Origin of the sequence: Micromonospora sp. NPDC047753, from assembly GCF_040642735.1 — a bacterium.
GTDB lineage: Bacteria > Actinomycetota > Actinomycetes > Mycobacteriales > Micromonosporaceae > Micromonospora.
The window spans coordinates 1-1,634 of the sequence record NZ_JBEYSL010000822.1; the positions used below are offsets into that span (position 1 = coordinate 1).

General features: G+C 70.9%; 1 protein-coding gene. It reads right to left on the reverse strand.

Annotation, left to right across the window (positions count from 1 at the left end; translation table 11 throughout):
• The coding region (locus ABZ749_RS34900; protein WP_357235628.1) for a condensation domain-containing protein at nt 1-1,634 on the reverse strand (1,634 nt) is incomplete at both ends.

Sequence of the window (1,634 nt, forward strand, 5' to 3'; positions counted from 1 at the left end):
GTCCCCACCCGGGTCCGCCACCATCGCCTCCAGCACCACCCGGTACATCGCGCCCAGGCGCAGGACGTTGGAGTAGCTGACGACATGGGGGTCGCTGAGGATGCTGAGCGTCCCGTCCAGGGTGGAGACGTGCAGGTCGAACTCGCTGGACGCTTCGTAGACGGCGTCGTCGAAGCCAACCCGGTCGGTGTCGACCTGCGCGAAGTCGAGGTAGTTGAAGAGGATCTCGATGGGCCGGTCGCCGTCGGTGAACCGCTGCACCGACGGCAGCGGGTAGTGCCGGTGCGGCCACAGCTCCACCTCGGCGTCGAAGGTCTGCCGGATCAGCTCCGTCCAGGTGGCCGCCGGGCCACGGTGCACGATCGGCAGCGTGTTGAGGTGCATGCCGTACACCTGGTCCGCGCCGGTCACCTCGGGCCGCCCGTGGCAGACCAGGCCGCTCGTGAAGACGGGCTCGACAGTGATCTGGCTCATCACCTTCAGGTGCGCGGCCAGCAGCACGCTCTTCAGTGCGGTGCCGGTGCTGCTGGCCAGGTCCCTGAGCCCGTGGAGCAGGTCGTGCAGCGGCACCCGGGTGCCGCACTGGAACTGGGGGTCGGAGTCGGGGGCGCCCCACCCGGTGGGCAAGGCGAACCGCGGGTACGCGACGACGCCCCGCCAGTACGACTCGTCCTCGGCGGACGTCAACGCGGCCAGTTCCGCGGCGACGAAGTCGGCGTAGCGCACCGGCAGCGCGTCGACGGGCACCGGAGCACCGGTGTCCCGCAGCCGCCGGTAGTTGTCCAGGATCTCCATCAGGAGGGAGTGGTGGCTCCAGCCTTCGAGGATGCCGTGCGACATGGTCAGCACGAACCACCAGGCGGTGCCCTCACCGATCGCACCGGCGACGCGCATCTGCGGGACCTGGTCCGGCGGGAACGGTCTGGCCCGCTCGGCGGCCATGAAGGCGCTCATCCGGGCCTCGGTGTCCGGGCCGCGCAGGTCGAGCTCGGCCACGTCGATCGGCACCTCGGCGTGCACGAGTTGCAGCGGCACCGAGTAGCCGTTCAGGTCGAACGACGTCCGCAGGATCTCGTGCCGGTCGACGACCGTCTGAACGGCGCGGCGCAGCGCGTCGGGGACCAGCGGCTGCTCGTCGTGGATCGGGAAGGCCGACACGTTGTGGTACGTGTGCCGCTCGGTGTCGGTCATCGTCTTGACGAGCATGCCGAGCTGGACCTGGGCGATGGGGTACGCGTCGGTGAGGCCGGCGGGCAGGGCGGCCCGGTCGGCGTCGTCGAGCAGCGCGAACGGGGCCACCGGCTGGAACGCCGGCTCGACGGGGGCCTGCTCGGCTTCGAGGTTCGCGGCGAGCGCGGCGACGGTGCGGTGCAGGAATATGTCGCGCACCGAGGCGGGGATGCCGGCCGTACGCAGCGCGCCGACGAGGGCGATGGCGCTGATCGAGTGACCGCCGAGGTCGAAGAAACTGTCGTCGACGCTGACCGTGTCGAGGGTCAGCACCTGCGCCCAGATGTCCGCGAGCTGCCGCTCCAGGTCGGTGCGGGGAGCCACGTGCACCCGCCCGCCCCCGGTCACCGACGCGGCCAGGGCGGCCCGGTCGACCTTGCCATTGGCGTTCAGCGGGATCGACT